Annotated in this window: 15 protein-coding genes; 4 read left to right on the top strand and 11 right to left on the bottom strand. The window is 54.1% G+C overall.

Annotated elements, in window-relative coordinates:
* The first annotated feature begins 30 nt into the window (after positions 1-30).
* The gene (locus tag OGX91_RS05340; RefSeq protein ID WP_286625736.1) at positions 31-330 is read left to right on the top strand and encodes a GIY-YIG nuclease family protein; all 300 of its coding nucleotides are present in this window, start codon (positions 31-33) and stop codon (positions 328-330) included.
* Here OGX91_RS05340 and OGX91_RS05335 read toward each other — a convergent pair.
* A complete protein-coding gene (locus OGX91_RS05335) occupies positions 317-820 on the bottom strand; it encodes a GNAT family N-acetyltransferase (RefSeq protein WP_003844854.1) in 504 nt (167 codons plus the stop codon). The two genes, OGX91_RS05340 and OGX91_RS05335, sit on opposite strands and share 14 nt — an antisense overlap.
* Entirely contained in the window at positions 814-1338 is a 525-nt protein-coding gene (gene ubiT, locus OGX91_RS05330) for a ubiquinone anaerobic biosynthesis accessory factor UbiT (RefSeq protein ID WP_155021889.1), read from the bottom strand. Before ubiT ends, OGX91_RS05335 begins: the two co-directional genes overlap by 7 nt.
* 220 nt (positions 1339-1558) lie before the next feature.
* Between ubiT and ubiU the strand changes: the two genes are divergently transcribed.
* The 3 genes from ubiU to OGX91_RS05315 all read left to right on the top strand — a co-directional run bounded on the left by ubiU (position 1559) and on the right by OGX91_RS05315 (position 4625).
* Positions 1559-2554, top strand: coding sequence for a ubiquinone anaerobic biosynthesis protein UbiU (ubiU, locus tag OGX91_RS05325; protein ID WP_286625640.1), 996 nt, complete (start codon positions 1559-1561; stop codon positions 2552-2554).
* A gap of 8 nt (positions 2555-2562) precedes the next feature.
* A complete protein-coding gene (locus OGX91_RS05320) occupies positions 2563-3441 on the top strand; it encodes a U32 family peptidase (RefSeq protein WP_005131800.1) in 879 nt (292 codons plus the stop codon).
* A 176-nt stretch (positions 3442-3617) separates the two neighbouring features.
* Positions 3618-4625, top strand: coding sequence for a luciferase-like monooxygenase (locus OGX91_RS05315; RefSeq protein ID WP_286625637.1), 1008 nt, complete (start codon positions 3618-3620; stop codon positions 4623-4625).
* A gap of 87 nt (positions 4626-4712) precedes the next feature.
* Here the strand turns inward: OGX91_RS05315 and mtr are convergent, their stop codons facing one another.
* The 9 genes from mtr to infB form a co-directional block, all read right to left on the bottom strand.
* A complete protein-coding gene (mtr, locus tag OGX91_RS05310) occupies positions 4713-5957 on the bottom strand; it encodes a tryptophan permease (protein WP_115601403.1) in 1245 nt (414 codons plus the stop codon).
* Between the two features lie 137 nt (positions 5958-6094).
* Positions 6095-8017 carry an ATP-dependent RNA helicase DeaD gene (gene deaD, locus OGX91_RS05305; RefSeq protein ID WP_005131809.1) on the bottom strand — a complete coding sequence of 641 codons (1923 nt, stop codon included), beginning with the start codon at positions 8015-8017 and terminating at the stop codon, positions 6095-6097.
* Positions 8010-8090: a protein YrbN gene (gene yrbN, locus OGX91_RS05300; RefSeq protein WP_010723222.1), complete on the bottom strand. Its 81-nt coding sequence runs from the start codon at positions 8088-8090 to the stop codon at positions 8010-8012. Before yrbN ends, deaD begins: the two co-directional genes overlap by 8 nt.
* Positions 8091-8196: 106 nt before the next feature.
* Entirely contained in the window at positions 8197-9081 is an 885-nt protein-coding gene (gene nlpI, locus OGX91_RS05295) for a lipoprotein NlpI (RefSeq protein ID WP_040234121.1), read from the bottom strand.
* A 109-nt stretch (positions 9082-9190) separates the two neighbouring features.
* The gene (pnp, locus tag OGX91_RS05290) at positions 9191-11326 is read right to left on the bottom strand and encodes a polyribonucleotide nucleotidyltransferase (RefSeq protein ID WP_005131812.1); all 2136 of its coding nucleotides are present in this window, start codon (positions 11324-11326) and stop codon (positions 9191-9193) included.
* A gap of 246 nt (positions 11327-11572) precedes the next feature.
* Positions 11573-11842, bottom strand: a complete 270-nt coding sequence (rpsO, locus tag OGX91_RS05285) for a 30S ribosomal protein S15 (protein ID WP_000059465.1) — start codon at positions 11840-11842, stop codon at positions 11573-11575.
* Between the two features lie 273 nt (positions 11843-12115).
* Positions 12116-13060, bottom strand: coding sequence for a tRNA pseudouridine(55) synthase TruB (truB, locus tag OGX91_RS05280; RefSeq protein ID WP_048213392.1), 945 nt, complete (start codon positions 13058-13060; stop codon positions 12116-12118).
* Entirely contained in the window at positions 13060-13464 is a 405-nt protein-coding gene (gene rbfA / locus OGX91_RS05275; protein WP_003024988.1) for a 30S ribosome-binding factor RbfA, read from the bottom strand. The genes truB and rbfA overlap by 1 nt, the downstream gene beginning before the upstream one ends.
* Before the next feature lie 167 nt (positions 13465-13631).
* Positions 13632-16322, bottom strand: coding sequence for a translation initiation factor IF-2 (gene infB / locus OGX91_RS05270; protein WP_040234125.1), 2691 nt, complete (start codon positions 16320-16322; stop codon positions 13632-13634).
* Positions 16323-16324: the final 2 nt, after the last annotated feature.

The following is a 16324-nucleotide window of genomic DNA, read 5'->3' as shown; positions in this document are numbered from 1 at the left end:
GGCCTGAAAATTATCACGTCGATGGTGACAATGACACCCTGGTATCTGTACCTGATCCGTACCGCGGACAACGCCTTATACACCGGTATAACCACCGATGTGCAGCGCCGCTATAAGCAGCATCAAAGTGGGAAAGGTGCGAAGGCACTACGCGGAAAGGGGGAACTCACGTTGGCATTTGCGGCGCAGATCGGCGATCGTTCGCTGGCTCTGCGCATAGAGTATCGCGTCAAACAGCTCACCAAGCGGCAGAAAGAGCGCCTTGTAGAAGGCGAAGGGTTTGAGGCGCTACTGAGCAGCCTGCAAACCCCGGAGCTTAAAAACGATTGAAGTGATCGTGGTATTCCACAAGACCCGTCACGCCTTCCAGCGCGTCATCCGCCAGGCGATGGACCTGGAACGCGCTTTCGGTGCCTGGCCAGCGGCAATGCAGATCGTGATGCGCAGCCAGCTCAAAGCCAAAACGGCTGTATAGAGCCGGATCGCCCAGCGTCACCACCGCGGCGTAGCCAAACTCGTTCAGGGAATCGAGCCCTTCATAGACCAGTTGACGCGCCAGACCCTGCCCACGGTAGTTTTCATCTACCGCCAGCGGCGCCATGCCGACCCATTGCAGATCTTCGCCCTGGACATCGACAGGACTGAACGCGACATAACCCACGACCTGACCTTCGTCATCGGTAGCAACCAGACCCAGCGTTAAGAACCCGTCTTCACGCAGGTCGTGTACTAGTTTAGCTTCCGCATCGCTCTCAAACGAACGGCGCAGCAGTGCATCAATACCAGGGGCATCAATGGGAATTTCAACTCGAATCAGCATGGCTCACCTACCGAAGTCTGTTTAGTTTCTGGCGACGTTTTCATTCCCGCCTCAACAAAATCCGCCAACTGCATCAGCATGATGCGCAGCGCCTTAGGCATCTGCTCCAGTTCGATGGCGTCCATCAGATTTTTTACATACAGCCCTAATTCTGTATCACCTTCAATCACCAGGCGACGCTGGAAAAAAAGCGTATCCGGATCCTGCTTACGCGCCGCGATCATCAGAAGATCGCTGGCATCGGCGCTAAAACTGACATCCGCATCTGCATTCTGGCTGACGATCAGTTTATCGTTTTCAACAGAGGTATACCATTTAAGGCCAATGTCACGTACATGAATGCTCAGCCAGCGACCGTCGAGAAACTCCAGCTCCCCATCGGCCAGCGCCTGACTAAACTGCCAGCTCAGGACCTGTTCCAGAACCTGGCGCTTCAGCGCAAAGGGCGTCAGTTTAACCGGTACACTCATCAGAGAAGGACCAAAATGTACTAAGCGTGAACGCAGTTTATCCAACACGAGCTTTACTCCCTGTTTCAATAGTCCTGCTATTTTGCCATATCAAATAAACGACATAGCGGCATAAATCAACAATTCGCTACGAAATTGTTACCTCTTTATTGGTGTCATCAATACGACTTTAACTGCCTCAAATCAAAAATTGTCTCAGCAAGGTTAACTAAAATCCCTCTTCGTTAACATTTCTGCGCCCTACATGGCGCAACGTTCAGGATAAATTATGGAGCTGCTCTGCCCTGCCGGAAACCTCCCGGCGCTTAAGGCGGCCATCGAGAACGGCGCTGATGCTGTCTACATCGGGCTGAAAGATGATACCAACGCCCGTCATTTCGCCGGCCTTAATTTTACCGAGAAAAAATTGCAGGAAGCGGTGAATTTTGTCCATCAGCACCGCCGTAAGCTGCACATCGCAATTAACACCTTTGCGCATCCGGATGGTTACGCGCGCTGGCAACGTGCCGTAGATATGGCGGCGCAACTGGATGCGGATGCGCTGATCCTCGCCGACCTCGCCATGCTTGAGTATGCCGCAGAGCGCTACCCGCATATTGAGCGCCATGTCTCTGTTCAGGCATCTGCAACCAATGAAGAGGCGATTAATTTCTACCATCGCAACTTTGACGTTGCCCGCGTGGTGTTGCCGCGCGTGCTGTCTATTCATCAGGTGAAGCAGCTTGCTCGCGTCACGCCAGTTCCCCTGGAAGTGTTCGCCTTTGGCAGCCTGTGCATTATGGCGGAAGGCCGTTGCTATCTTTCGTCCTATCTGACGGGCGAGTCTCCTAACACGGTGGGTGCCTGCTCCCCTGCTCGCTTTGTGCGCTGGCAACAAACCCCGCAGGGACTGGAGTCACGGTTAAACGAAGTCCTGATCGATCGCTATCAGGACGGAGAAAACGCCGGTTATCCGACGCTGTGTAAAGGCCGCTATCTGGTTGATGGCGAGCGCTACCATGCGCTGGAAGAACCCACCAGCCTGAATACGCTGGAGCTGCTACCAGAACTGCTGGCGGCCAATATTGCTTCGGTAAAAATCGAAGGGCGCCAGCGTAGCCCGGCCTATGTCAGCCAGGTAGCGAAAGTGTGGCGCCAGGCAATCGACCGCTGTATGGCCGACCCGCAAAACTACACCCCGCAGGACGCGTGGATGGAAACGCTCGGTTCAATGTCCGAAGGCACGCAAACCACGCTTGGCGCGTATCACCGTAAATGGCAGTGAGAGAAGCAATGAAATATTCCTTAGGGCCGGTGCTGTGGTACTGGCCGAAAGAAACGCTGGAAGATTTTTATCAGCAGGCCGCCGTAAGCCAGGCCGACGTTATCTATCTTGGCGAGGCGGTATGCAGTAAACGCCGCGCCACCAAAGTGGGTGACTGGCTGGATATGGCGAAATCACTCGCTGGCAGCGGTAAACAGGTGGTGCTGTCGACGCTGGCGCTGGTGCAAGCCTCCTCTGAGCTGGGAGAACTGAAGCGCTATGTTGAAAACGGCGACTTCCTGCTGGAAGCCAGCGATCTCGGCGTGGTAAACATGTGCGCCGAGCGTAAGCTGCCGTTTGTCGCCGGACATGCGCTCAACTGCTACAACGCGGTAACCCTGCGTTTGCTGCTCAAGCATGGCATGACGCGCTGGTGTATGCCGGTAGAGCTGTCCCGCGACTGGCTGGTAAACCTGCTCAATCAGTGTGATGAGTTGGGTATTCGCAATCAGTTTGAAGTCGAGGTGCTGAGCTACGGGCATCTGCCGCTGGCATACTCCGCCCGCTGCTTTACCGCACGCTCTGAAGATCGACCAAAAGACGAATGTGAAACCTGCTGTATCAAATACCCGAACGGGCGCGATGTGCTGTCGCAGGAGAATCAGCAGGTCTTTGTGCTCAACGGGATCCAGACCATGAGCGGCTATGTCTACAACCTCGGTAACGAGCTGACATCCATGCAGGGGCTGGTTGATATTGTGCGCCTTTCCCCGCTGGGGACAGAGACATTCGCCATGCTTGACGCCTTCCGTGCCAACGAGAATGGCAGTGCTCCATTACCGCTTGCCGCCCACAGTGACTGCAACGGCTACTGGAAGCGACTGGCTGGTCTGGAGCTGCAGGCCTAGCCGGATGGCGGCAAATTGCCTTATCCGGCCTACAAATAGCGATCCCGTAGGCCCGATAAGCGCAGCGCCATCGGGCATTGTTTTTGCCGTCAGTCTCATAAAGCTCACTTTGTTAACAACGGTAATCAAATTTTAATGCAGTATTAAAAGATTAACCGGTAACAAAGTGAGCCGTTATGACTGACAAAACTATTCCGTTCTCGGTGCTGGATCTGGCGCCGATCCCTGAAGGTTCTTCGGCAAAAGAGGCCTTCACGCACTCGCTTGATCTCGCCCGACTGGCCGAAAAGCGCGGCTACCACCGCTACTGGCTGGCAGAACATCACAACATGGTCGGTATCGCCAGCGCCGCAACTTCAGTGCTGATTGGCTATCTGGCTGCCAATACCACCACGCTGCATCTCGGTTCCGGTGGCGTTATGCTGCCCAACCATTCGCCGCTGGTAATCGCCGAGCAGTTCGGTACCCTGAATACGCTGTATCCGGGACGCATCGATCTTGGGCTTGGCCGCGCGCCGGGGAGCGATCAGCCAACGATGCGTGCGCTGCGCCGCCACATGAGCGGTGATATCGATAACTTCCCGCGCGACGTCGCTGAACTGGTGGACTGGTTCGACGCCCGCGATCCTAACCCTCATGTGCGCCCGGTTCCCGGCTACGGCGAACAGATCCCGGTCTGGTTATTAGGCTCCAGCCTGTACAGCGCACAGCTGGCAGCCCAGCTTGGCCTGCCGTTTGCCTTCGCCTCACACTTTGCTCCGGATATGCTGCATCAGGCGCTGCACCTGTATCGCACCCAGTTCAAACCCTCAGCGCGGCTGGCAAAACCGTACGCGATGGTGTGCATCAACATCATTGCCGCCGACAGCAATCGCGATGCCGAATTTCTTTTCACCTCGATACAGCAGGCGTTTGTGAAACTGCGTCGTGGCGAAACCGGCCAGCTACCACCGCCGGTAGAGAATATGCATCAGCTGTGGTCCGCTTCTGAGCAATACGGCGTACAACAGGCGCTGAGCATGTCGCTCGTCGGCGATAAGACGAAAGTCCGTCACGGCCTCGACGCTATTTTGCGCGAAACCCAGGCTGATGAAATTATGGTTAACGGCCAGATTTTCGATCATCAGGCACGACTACATTCGTTTGATTTGGCGATGGATGTGAAGCAGGAATTATTAGGGTAGTGCGATTTGTGCCGGATGGCGGCTACGCCTTATCCGGCCTACACGGTACTGTAGGCCCGGTAAGCGCAGCGCCACCGGGCAACGGTTTTACTGATAAACCGGTAACAGATTAAAGCTCGACAGAATATGGATAATCGCGTTGCCGATACCAAATACCAGGATCAGCGCAATCATCGGCTTGCCACCCCAGACGCGGAATTTCGGGCTACCGAAGCGCTCGCGGGATTTACGTGCCAGCAGCGCCGGAACAATGGCAGCCCAGATGGTTGCTGCGAGTCCTGCATAGCCAATGGCGTACAGGAAACCGTTCGGCCATAGTAGGCCACCGATAATTGGCGGGACAAACGTCAGCAATGCCGTTTTGAAACGTCCCATTGCCGAGTCATCAAAGCCAAACAGATCCGCCAGATAGTCAAACAGACCGAGCGTAACGCCGAGGAATGAACTCGCCACCGCAAAGTTGGAGAACACCACTAACAGTAGATCCAGGCTGCGGCTGTTCAGTACGCCGCTCAGCGCCTGTACCAACACATCAATGTTGCCGCCCTGCTGCGCAATACCGATAAACTCCGGACGTGGAATGTTGCCCATCGTTCCCAGCAACCATACGGTATACAGCACCAGCGCCAGCAGCGTGCCATACACCAGACACTTAACAATGGTCTTCGGATCTTTGCCGTAGTACTTCATCAGGCTTGGGACATTACCGTGATAGCCGAATGAGGCCAGGCAAAACGGCAGCGTCATCAGCAGATACGGCGTATACGAAGCGTTGCTCTGCGCCACGTTAAACAGCGTCGTGGGCGTAACATGTCCCAGCAGACTGCCGAAGGTCAGGAAAAAGGTAATCACCTTCGCGCCCAGCACAATCGCCGTCATGCGGCTAACCGCTTTGGTGCTTAACCACACCACAAATGCCACCAGCAACGCAAAGCCAAGACCCGCCGCGCGCGCCGGAACATTCAGCGACATCTCGGAGAAGGTGTGATGCAGGATCGACCCGCTAGCTGAAATATACGCGTAGGTCAGAATATAGAGAACGAAGGCGATCGAGATACCGTTCACCACGTTCCAACCTTTGCCCAGCAGATCTTTCGTGATGGTGTCAAAGCTGGAACCAATGCGGTAATTGAGGTTAGCTTCGAGGATCATCAGCCCGGAATGCAGCATACAGAACCAGGTGAAGATCAGCGCCGCCATTGACCAGAAGAACCACGCCCCGGACATGACCACTGGCAGAGAAAACATCCCCGCGCCAATAATGGTGCCGCCGATAATCACCACACCGCCGAGCAGCGAAGGTGACGTTTGGGTGGTGGTTAGTGTTGCCATTTAGCCATCTCTCCAGTCATTTATATTGTGACTACATCTCAATGTGCTGCACTGTACCAGTACACGAGTACAAATGAAATAAAAAAAGCCCCGATTGTTGAGATCGGGGCTGTATATATTACTTTACGCAGTGAAACTTATGCGTCACCGCCGAAACGACGGCGACCAGCGGAGTCATCACGGCGCGGAGCAGAAGAATCGTCACGACGCGGACCACGGTTGCCTTCACGACGTTCGCCGCTGAAACGACGACCATCGCCACGACCGCCTTCACGACGCTCACCGCTGAAATTACGACCTTCGCCACGACCGCCTTCACGACGCTCGCCGCTGAAACGGCCACCGCCACGACGCTCACCACCGGTGTGCGGAACTGCATCGCCAACCAGCTGCATGTTCATCGGCTTGTTCAGGATGCGAGTACGGGTAAAGTGCTGCAGCACGTCGCCCGGCATACCTTTCGGCAGCTCGATGGTGGAGTGGGAAGCAAACAGCTTGATGTTACCGATGTAACGGCTGCTGATATCGCCTTCGTTAGCAATCGCGCCAACGATATGACGAACTTCAACACCGTCATCACGGCCCACTTCAATGCGGTACAGCTGCATATCGCCAACGTCACGACGTTCACGACGCGGACGGTCTTCACCACCACGGTCATTACGCGGGCCACGATCGTTGCGGTCACGCGGACCACGATCGTCACGGTCGCGGAATTCGCGTTTCGGACGCATCGGCGCATCTGGCGGCAGAATCAGCGGACGTTCGCCCTGAGCCATTTTCAGCAGTGCGGCTGCCAGAGTTTCGATATCCAGCTCTTCTTCCGGCTGCATTTTCGCCAGCAGAGCACGATACTGATCCAGATCGCTGCTTTCCAGCTGCTGCTGTACTTTCGCGGCGAATTTTTCCAGACGGCGTTTGCCCAGCAGGTCTGCGTTCGGCAGTTCTACTTCCGGAATCGTCAGTTTCATGGTGCGTTCGATGTTACGCAGCAGACGACGCTCGCGGTTCTCAACGAACAGCAGCGCGCGGCCAGCGCGACCCGCACGACCAGTACGGCCGATACGGTGAACGTAAGACTCGGAATCCATCGGGATGTCGTAGTTAACAACCAGGCTGATACGCTCAACGTCCAGGCCACGGGCCGCAACGTCGGTTGCAATCAGAATGTCCAGACGGCCATCTTTCAGACGCTCCAGAGTCTGCTCACGCAGGGACTGGTTCATGTCGCCGTTCAGTGCAGCGCTGCTATAACCGCTACGCTCCAGCGCTTCTGCCACTTCCAGGGTCGCATTTTTGGTACGAACGAAGATAATCGCCGCATCAAAATCTTCTGCTTCCAGGAAACGCACCAGCGCTTCATTTTTACGCATGCCCCAGACAGTCCAGTAGCTCTGGCTGATGTCAGGACGCGTGGTAACGCTGGACTGAATGCGTACTTCCTGCGGCTCTTTCATAAAGCGGCGGGTAATACGACGAATCGCTTCCGGCATAGTCGCGGAGAACAGAGCGGTCTGATGACCTTCCGGGATCTGCGCCATGATGGTTTCAACGTCTTCGATGAAGCCCATACGCAGCATTTCGTCTGCTTCGTCCAGTACCAGACCGCTCAGTTTAGAGAGATCCAGAGTCCCGCGCTTCAGGTGATCCAGCAGACGGCCCGGCGTACCGACGACGATCTGTGGTCCCTGACGCAGGGCACGTAATTGCACGTCATAACGCTGGCCGCCGTACAGGGCAACCACGTTCACGCCGCGCATGTGTTTAGAGAAATCCGTCATGGCTTCTGCAACCTGAACCGCCAGTTCGCGGGTCGGTGCCAGCACCAGAATCTGAGGTGCCTTCAGCTCAGGATCAAGATTGTTGAGCAGCGGTAAAGAGAACGCTGCAGTTTTGCCGCTACCTGTCTGGGCCATACCCAGAACATCGCGACCGCCCAGCAGATGCGGAATGCACTCTGCCTGGATTGGCGATGGTTTTTCGTAACCCAGATCGTTAAGGGCTTCAAGGATAGGAGCCTTCAGGCCCAGATCTGCAAAAGTGGTTTCGAATTCAGCCATGTAGTACGTGTGCCTCAAAATTAATGGCGGCCAGTCTACATAACTCATCATGAAATTGATCTGCAATTTTCATTGAAAAGTGTGAACCGGCTCAAAGTAGGTGTATTAACGAACAACAACGCCCTCACCCGTGAAGGTGATGGCAATCAAAAAAGATTACGGGCTGATGTGTACGTCAGCTATTGCTGGTCCGATTCTGCCAGGTCATCTTGGTCCTGGCCCAGGAGCGATAATTCCAACAATGCGTATCGGTGCTCAACAAAGTTATGAACGTTGTTAGCCACCGCCAGTTTGAACAATGCCGTAGCGTTGTCCAAATCCCCCAGACTTAGGTAGTACTTACCTAAATAGAAGTTGGTTTCACTGAGATGCTCAGCGAGCGAGGTGTTATCCGTTGCGTCCGCCTTCAGGCGTTCCATCAGCGTTGCTTCGCTAATGTTGCCCAGGTAGAACTCGACAATGTTCCATCCCCATTGCTCTTTATCCGATTTCTCAAAGCGTTGCTTTAACGCTTCTTTAGCCTGCTTCTCATCGAGCTTCTGCTCGGCGAGATAAAGCCACAGACTACGGAAAGGATCATTGGGATCGTCTTGATAAAACGCTAGCAGATCATCTTGCGCTAACTTGTCGCGACCGCCGTAATACAATGCGATACCGCGATTTAAGTGCGCGTAGTTGTAAGTTGGATCAAGCTCAAGTACAGAATCAAACGCTTCATAGGCAGCATCAAAATTGCCTGCCTGCGTTAAATATATTCCTAAGTAATTGAATACTTCAGGCATATCTGGTCGGATTGCCAGCGCTTGTGAAAAATCATTTCGCGCCAGTGCCCTCAGACCGAGACTATCATACAACACTCCGCGCTCATATAAAAGCTGTGCGCGTTCGTCATCGGTTAAAGCCCGACTGGCAAGAATTTGTTCCATACGTGCCAGAATCACTTCCTGCTGCAAAGTCGGTTGCAATGGTACTGCGAGGACTTCACTTTTACGCCAGGTGGAATTACTGCATCCAGCCAGCGTGAGTGCTGTCGCAACGAAACACCAGCGCAAAAAAGGCTTCATTTCCCACTCCCGAAGACAACGATTGAATGAACGTCCAGGTTCCCCGGTTGCTAACAAGGCGTCCTGCCGGGTTAAACGCCCTCCGCTTTCACGGAGGGCAATGGCAACCTTACTCGCCCTGTTGGCTTACCGGAGCTTCCGGTTCGCCTGCAGGTTGAGACTGCTCAGTTGCTTCTTTAATGCTCAGACGTACACGGCCCTGGCGATCAACTTCCAGAACTTTGACCGGTACTTCCTGACCCATCTGCAGGTAATCGGTCACTTTCTCAACGCGCTTATCAGCGATCTGAGAGATGTGCACCAGACCTTCTTTACCGCCACCGATGGCAACGAATGCGCCAAAGTCAACGATACGGGTCACTTTACCATTGTAGATACGGCCTACTTCGATCTCTGCGGTGATCTCTTCGATACGACGGATAGCATATTTCGCTTTTTCGCCGTCGGTCGCAGCAATCTTCACGGTACCATCATCTTCGATTTCAATGGTGGTGCCGGTTTCTTCGGTCAGAGCACGGATAACAGAACCGCCTTTACCGATAACGTCTTTGATCTTGTCCGGGCTGATCTTGATGGTGTGGATACGCGGAGCAAATTCAGAGATATCGCCACGCGGTGCGTTGATCGCTTGTTCCATCACACCCAGGATGTGCAGACGCGCACCTTTAGCCTGGTTCAGAGCAACCTGCATGATCTCTTTGGTGATACCTTCAATTTTGATATCCATCTGCAGTGCAGAGATACCGTCGCGGGAACCCGCCACTTTGAAGTCCATATCGCCCAGGTGGTCTTCGTCGCCCAGGATGTCAGACAGCACAACATAGTTGTCGCCTTCTTTCACCAGACCCATCGCGATACCCGCAACGGCGGCTTTGATCGGCACGCCTGCGTCCATCAGCGCCAGGGAAGCGCCACATACGGAAGCCATGGAAGAAGAACCGTTAGATTCGGTGATTTCAGAAACCACGCGCACGGTGTACGGGAATTTATCCAGTTCCGGCATCACTGCCAGTACGCCACGTTTCGCCAGACGACCGTGACCAATCTCACGACGCTTCGGAGAACCGACCATACCGGTTTCACCTACGCAGTACGGAGGGAAGTTGTAGTGGAACAGGAAGTTGTCAGTACGTTCGCCCATCAGTTCGTCGAGGTTCTGCGCATCACGGGTGGTGCCCAGGGTCGCGGTAACCAGCGCCTGAGTTTCGCCACGGGTGAACAGTGCGGAACCGTGGGTACGCGGCAGAACGCCAGTACGCACGTCCAGACCACGGATCATGTCTTTTTCACGGCCATCGATGCGCGGCTCGCCTGCCAGTACGCGGCTGCGAACAACGTTTTTCTCGATAGCGTGCAGGATTTCACCCAGTTCGTTAGCGTCCAGGGTTTCGTCTTCAGCCACCAGAGTCGCGATGGTTTCAGATTTGATCACGTCAACCTGAGCGTAACGCTCTTGTTTGTCGGTGATGCGGTAAGCATCGCTCAGGCGAGCTTCTGCCAGTGCGGCAACGCGCGCGTTCAGCGCTTCGTTGACGGCTTCTGGCTGCCAGTCCCAACGCGGTTTGCCAGCTTCTTTCGCCAGCTCGTTGATCGCCTGAATAACAACCTGCTGCTGTTCGTGACCGAATACTACAGCGCCCAGCATCTGGTCTTCGCTCAGCAGTTCAGCTTCAGATTCAACCATCAGTACGGCTGCTTCTGTACCGGCAACCACCAGGTCCAGTTTGCTTTCTTTCAGTTCGTCCTGAGTCGGGTTCAGTACGTACTGGTCATTGATGTAACCAACACGTGCAGCACCGATCGGGCCGTTGAATGGGATGCCAGACAGCGTCAGCGCAGCAGATGCACCAATCATGGCCACGATGTCCGGGTTAACCTGCGGGTTAACGGAAACAACGGTGGCGATAACCTGAACTTCGTTAACGAAGCCTTCCGGGAACAGCGGACGAACCGGGCGGTCAATCAGACGCGCAATCAGGGTTTCGCCTTCGCTCGGACGGCCTTCACGACGGAAGAAGCTACCCGGGATACGGCCAGCAGCGTAGGTACGCTCCTGATAGTTAACGGTCAGCGGGAAGAAATCCTGGCCTGGTTTCGCTTTTTTCTGGCCAACAACGGTAACGAATACCGCAGTGTCATCCATGCTAACCATAACAGCGGCAGTCGCCTGACGCGCCATCATGCCGGTTTCCAGCGTAACGGTATGCTGACCGTACTGGAATTTACGAACGATCGGATTAAGCAAAATAATATCCTTTCTCTATTTTTTGACGGCACATTTTTGCGCCATCGTTAATACCCGATCTTCTGCGCATCCTCGCGACTAATGACAACCCTAACCCATAAGCATGAGTAAAGCCTCTCATTAGCCGCGCGAACCTCTGCAACGGAAGATCATTCATAGCAACAATACATTAGTTTCCAGCGAATTGCTGCCATCTGCTGGAAAAAAGGGGCCATGAAGGCCCCCTCTTTCTGAAACTCGAAAGAATTAGCGACGCAGACCCAGACGCTCGATCAGCGCGGTGTAACGTGCAACATCTTTACGTTTCAGGTAGTCGAGCAGTTTACGACGCTGAGAAACCATGCGCAGCAGACCACGACGGCTGTGGTGATCTTTTTTGTGCTCTGCAAAGTGGCCCTGCAGGTGGTTAATCTGTGCAGTCAACAGAGCAACCTGAACATCGGTAGAACCGGTGTCGTTTGCATCACGACCAAACTCAGAAACGATTTTTGCGGTAGCTTCAGTACTTAGAGACATTGTAAAACTCCAAAGTGTTAAGAATGAAAGGATGCCGATCTCTAATTCAGCTATCCCAGTGTATACACTTTATCCTTCAAACTGACTCTGCGTTGGCTGCGTCCGCTCACCTCAGTCACTTACCTAAGTAAGCCCCTGAGGATTCTCAGACTTGCCGCCTTGATGCAGCTCGAATGATTTTGTGTATACGCCACGCAGATTGTTAAACAATTCACGCGACGTTAAGCGGCAGTATTCTACTCGCAGCGCCCTTTTATCGCAAGACAGAGAGCGCTATGCAGGATACTCAACCACCAGGCGGCGGGGAGCAACACGACCTTCATCGTCCATTTCCCCCATGCCGATAAACTTGCCTTCATCACCTTCCGTCACGCGCACCAGTCCTTCCAGCGGCGCACCTGACGTCCGTACCGGATTACCATTTTTAAAGTAAACCGACGATGTTAAAGGTAAATTAACCACCGGATAGTCCGATGCCGGACTGTCCATTGGCATCAGCAAAGGATCAAGCAACTGCGCCGCCGGAATATTTTGCTGTTCGGCCTGTTCAACCAGTTCACGCAGATGTTCCAGCGTCACCATTCGATCCACCGGATACTTGCTGACCGTCAGACGACGCAGATACGTTACGTGTGCGCCGCAGCCCAGCTTCTCACCCAGATCGTCAACGATGGTGCGAATATAGGTGCCTTTAGAACAGTGAACTTCCAGCTCCAGCTCGTTACCTTCGTGGCGAATAAACAGCAGCTCATAGACGGTAATCGGACGCGCTTCACGCGGCACTTCAATGCCCTGACGCGCATATTCGTACAGCTTCTTACCCTGATACTTCAGCGCTGAATACATCGACGGGATCTGCTCGATATCGCCGCGGAAAGTCTCCAGCGCGCTTGCAAGCTGCTCAGCGGTGAAGGTTACCGGACGTTCCTGCACGATTTGCCCATCGGCATCAGAGGTATCCGTACGTTGTCCCAGACGGGCAACCACACGATAGCGTTTATCAGAATCCAGCAAATACTGTGAAAACTTCGTCGCTTCACCAAGGCAGATAGGCAGCATGCCTGTCGCCAGCGGATCCAGCGCGCCGGTATGTCCCGCGCGGTTGGCATTGTAGATGCGCTTTACTTTTTGCAGTACGTCATTGCTGGACATGCCCTGCGGCTTATCCAGCAGCAGGACACCGTGAATATCGCGACCACGACGACGAGGACGACTCATCAGTCCTCCTTGCTGTCGTCCGCTGGGTTCACACGACGCTCATCGTCATGTTTCACCACGCTGGTCACCAGGTTGGACATGCGCATCCCTTCTACCAACGAGTTGTCGTAAAAGAAGGTCAACTCAGGCACGATACGCAGACGCATGGCTTTACCCAGCAGAGAGCGGATAAAACCAGAGGCTTCCTGCAGTGCCTTAATGCCGTTTTTCACGGCAGCTTCGTCCTGGTCGTTAAGGAAAGTCACGAACACTTTGGCATACGCCAGATCACGGGACATCTCAACGCCAGACACGGTAGTCATCATGCCCACGCGTGGGTCTTTGATTTCGCGTTGCAGGATGAGTGCGATTTCTTTCTGCATCTCCTGCGCGACGCGCTGCGGGCGACCAAATTCTTTCGCCATAATAAATTCTCCAGAATAAAGACAAAAAAGGGGCAATAAGCCCCTTTTTAAATTTCTTGCCGGGTGGCGCTTTAAAGCCTGATGGCGCTACGCTTATCAGGCCTACAACCCGGCTAACAATCCTAACGTAGGCCCGGTAAACGAAGTGCCACCGGGCATTACGAAGATTAAGCGATGGTACGTTTGATCTCGATGATCTCGAACACTTCGATCATATCGCCAACGCGAACGTCGTTGTAGTTCTTCACGCCGATACCACATTCCATACCGTTACGGACTTCGTTGACGTCATCTTTGAAGCGACGCAGGGACTCCAGCTCGCCTTCATAGATAACCACGTTGTCGCGCAGCACGCGGATTGGGTTGTGACGTTTAATCGTGCCTTCGGTAACCATACAGCCTGCGATAGCGCCGAATTTCGGTGATTTGAACACATCACGAACTTCAGCCAGACCAATGATCTGCTGTTTCAGCTCCGGAGACAGCATGCCGCTCATCGCTGCTTTCACTTCGTCGATCAGATGATAGATGACGGAGTAGTAACGCAGATCCAGGCTTTCTGATTCGATAACTTTACGTGCAGAGGCATCAGCACGTACGTTGAAGCCAACCAGAATCGCGTTGGATGCCGCAGCCAGGGTCGCGTCGGTTTCGGTGATACCACCTACGCCAGAACCGATGATCTTCACTTTTACTTCGTCGGTAGACAGTTTCAGTAAAGAGTCGGAAATCGCTTCTACAGAACCCTGAACGTCGGCCTTCAGGACGATGTTCACTTCGTGAACTTCGCCTTCGGTCATGTTAGCGAACATGTTCTCGAGTTTAGATTTCTGCTGACGAGCCAGTTTAACTTCACGGAATTTGCCCTGACGGTACAGTGCAACTTCACGGGCTTTCTTCTCGTCACGAACAACGGTAACTTCGTCACCCGCAGCTGGAACACCGGACAGACCGAGGATTTCCACCGGAATGGACGGACCCGCTTCCAGTACTTCCTGACCCAGTTCGTTACGCATCGCACGAACGCGACCGTATTCGAAGCCACAGAGTACGATGTCGCCTTTGTGCAGCGTACCTTCACGCACCAGGACGGTAGCAACCGGGCCACGACCTTTATCCAGGAAGGATTCGATAACCGCGCCGCTCGCCATGCCTTTACGCACAGCTTTCAGTTCCAGTACTTCGGCCTGCAGCAGGATAGCATCCAGCAGCTCGTCGATACCGGTACCCGCTTTCGCAGAAACGTGAACGAACTGGCTCTCGCCGCCCCACTCTTCCGGCATGATGCCGTACTGGGACAGTTCGTTTTTAACGCGATCCGGATCCGCTTCCGGCTTATCGATTTTGTTGACTGCAACTACGACCGGCACGCCTGCCGCTTTCGCGTGCTGGATTGCTTCGATAGTCTGCGGCATCACGCCGTCATCTGCAGCAACAACCAGAACAACGATATCCGTTGCCTGAGCGCCACGAGCACGCATGGAGGTAAACGCGGCATGACCCGGGGTATCCAGGAAGGTGATCATACCGTTGTCAGTTTCAACGTGGTACGCACCGATGTGCTGAGTAATGCCGCCTGCTTCGCCAGAGGCCACTTTCGTAGAACGAATGTAGTCCAGCAGAGACGTTTTACCGTGGTCAACGTGACCCATGATGGTGACTACCGGTGCACGCGGTTCAGCCGCAGCGCCAGTGTCACGGTCGCTCATTACTGCTTCTTCCAGCTCGTTTTCACGACGCAGGATAACTTTGTGGCCCATCTCTTCGGCAACCAGCTGTGCGGTTTCCTGGTCGATGACCTGGTTGATGGTCGCCATTGCGCCCAGTTTCATCATCGCTTTGATGACCTGAGAGCCTTTAACTGCCATCTTGTTCGCCAGATCGCCAACGGTGATGGTTTCGCCGATCACAACGTCACGGTTAACGGCCTGAGCTGGCTTCTGGAAGCCCTGCTGCAGAGCGGAACCTTTACGCTGCTTACCGCCTTTACCGCCGCGAACCGCTGCACGTGCTTCTTCACGGTCAGCTTTAGATTCAGCGTGTTTGTTGCCTTTCTTCGCCGGACGCGCTGCTTTCGTGCTGCGAGTACGACCACGGCCGCCTTCGACTTCACGATCGTTCTCGTCTTCAGCCTGGCGAGCGTGCTGGGAAGTGGTGACGTGATAATCGCTGGTATCTTCAACAGGTTCAGCGTTATTCACACCATTTTTCTCGTTTTCTTCCGCCATACGGCGAGCTTCTTCCGCTACGCGGCGCGCTTCTTCTTCAAGCTTGCGACGTGCTTCTTCTTCCGCTTTACGCTTCAGTTCTGCGGCTTCATTTTCACGGCGGGCTTTTTCGGCCTGGGCGGTTTTAGTCATATCGTCGGTCTGTTGATTGCTCACTTTGTCTTTTTCCGCAGCTTCACGTTTCGCTTTATCAGCGGCTTCACGCTTAGCTTGTTCTGCGGCCTCACGTTCGGCTTTTTGTTGCGCCTCGCGTTTGGCAGCTTCTTCTGCCTCACGACGGGCTTGCTCTTCCGCTTCACGCTGCGCCTGCTCTTCCGCGGCCAGGCGTTCAGCCTCTTGCGGATCGCGTTTCACAAAGGTGCGTGTCTTGCGGACTTCGATTTGTACCGATTTGCTTTTTCCACCGGTACCTGGAATATTGAGAGTACTGCGCGTTTTACGCTGCAATGTCAACTTATCCGGCGCTGAGCCGTTTTCACGGTTCAAGTGCGCCAGTAAGGTTTGTTTCTCTTGTGCGGACACAGAGTCGTCAGCAGACTTCGGGATACCGGCATCAGCAAATTGCTGTACCAGGCGATCCACGGAGGTCTGTATCTCTGCAGCCAGCGTTTTTACGGTTACATCTGTCATAC

Origin of the sequence: Citrobacter sp. Cpa228, assembly GCF_030333085.1 — a bacterium.
GTDB classification, from domain to species: Bacteria; Pseudomonadota; Gammaproteobacteria; order Enterobacterales; family Enterobacteriaceae; genus Citrobacter; species Citrobacter pasteurii.
The sequence above is the reverse complement of the archived record's forward strand: the minus strand, read 5'-3'. Positions and strand labels throughout refer to the sequence as shown.

Excerpts from the sequence above, each read along its gene's own strand:
- mtr (WP_115601403.1), bottom strand. The coding sequence starts at position 5,957 with ATGGCAACACTAACCACCACCCAAACGTCACCTTCGCTGCTCGGCGGT.
- ubiU (WP_286625640.1), top strand. The coding sequence starts at position 1,559 with ATGGAGCTGCTCTGCCCTGCCGGAAACCTCCCGGCGCTTAAGGCGGCC.
- truB (WP_048213392.1), bottom strand. The coding sequence starts at position 13,060 with ATGAGTCGTCCTCGTCGTCGTGGTCGCGATATTCACGGTGTCCTGCTG.
- OGX91_RS05315 (WP_286625637.1), top strand. The coding sequence starts at position 3,618 with ATGACTGACAAAACTATTCCGTTCTCGGTGCTGGATCTGGCGCCGATC.
- nlpI (WP_040234121.1), bottom strand. The coding sequence starts at position 9,081 with ATGAAGCCTTTTTTGCGCTGGTGTTTCGTTGCGACAGCACTCACGCTG.
- OGX91_RS05335 (WP_003844854.1), bottom strand. The coding sequence starts at position 820 with ATGCTGATTCGAGTTGAAATTCCCATTGATGCCCCTGGTATTGATGCA.
- OGX91_RS05340 (WP_286625736.1), top strand. The coding sequence starts at position 31 with ATGACACCCTGGTATCTGTACCTGATCCGTACCGCGGACAACGCCTTA.
- deaD (WP_005131809.1), bottom strand. The coding sequence starts at position 8,017 with ATGGCTGAATTCGAAACCACTTTTGCAGATCTGGGCCTGAAGGCTCCT.
- infB (WP_040234125.1), bottom strand. The coding sequence starts at position 16,322 with ATGACAGATGTAACCGTAAAAACGCTGGCTGCAGAGATACAGACCTCC.
- rbfA (WP_003024988.1), bottom strand. The coding sequence starts at position 13,464 with ATGGCGAAAGAATTTGGTCGCCCGCAGCGCGTCGCGCAGGAGATGCAG.
- OGX91_RS05320 (WP_005131800.1), top strand. The coding sequence starts at position 2,563 with ATGAAATATTCCTTAGGGCCGGTGCTGTGGTACTGGCCGAAAGAAACG.
- rpsO (WP_000059465.1), bottom strand. The coding sequence starts at position 11,842 with ATGTCTCTAAGTACTGAAGCTACCGCAAAAATCGTTTCTGAGTTTGGT.
- yrbN (WP_010723222.1), bottom strand. The coding sequence starts at position 8,090 with ATGAAAATTGCAGATCAATTTCATGATGAGTTATGTAGACTGGCCGCC.